The 610-nt window shown below is 66.4% G+C and carries 1 protein-coding gene; it reads left to right on the forward strand.

What is annotated here, in order from left to right:
• A partial coding sequence (locus EOA29_RS39225; RefSeq protein WP_245468832.1) for a glutamate--tRNA ligase family protein occupies positions 1–610 on the forward strand: 610 nt, incomplete at both ends.

Below are 610 nucleotides of genomic sequence, written 5' to 3' on the forward strand. Positions count from 1 at the left end.
CGAGATGGGCGTCACTCACGTGATCCGCGGCGACGACCATGTGACCAACACCGGTGTGCAGATTGCCTTGTTCCAGGCCCTCGGCGCCGAGTCGCCGGTCTTCGGCCATCACAATCTCCTGACCACCGTTTCGGGCGAGGGGCTGTCGAAGCGCACCGGCGCGCTGTCGATCGAAAGCCTGCGCGAGGACGGCATCGAGCCGATGGCGGTCGCCTCGCTCGCCGTGCTCGTCGGCACGTCGGAAAACGTCACGGCCACGCACGACCTCAACGAGCTCGCCGGCCATTTCGACCCGGCCGCGACGTCCAAATCCGCCGCCAAGTTCGACCCCGACGAGCTCTTCGTGCTCAACCGGGCCCTCATGCATCACATGCCGTTCGACGAGGCGCGGGACCGGCTGATGGTGCTCGGCATTTCCGGCGACGACGCGGAGCGCTTCTGGCTGGCGGTGCGTGGCAACATCGACCGCTTGTCCGACGCGGTCGCTTGGTGGCGCATCCTCGCCGACGGTCCGCAAGAGCCGGCGGAATTTTCCAGCGAGGATCGCGAATTCCTCCACCAAGCCTTCGACCTTCTGCCTGAGGAGCCTTGGAACGGCACGGTCTGGAAG

Origin of the sequence: Mesorhizobium sp. M1E.F.Ca.ET.063.01.1.1, from assembly GCF_003998155.1 — a bacterium.
Classification (GTDB): Bacteria; Pseudomonadota; Alphaproteobacteria; order Rhizobiales; family Rhizobiaceae; genus Mesorhizobium.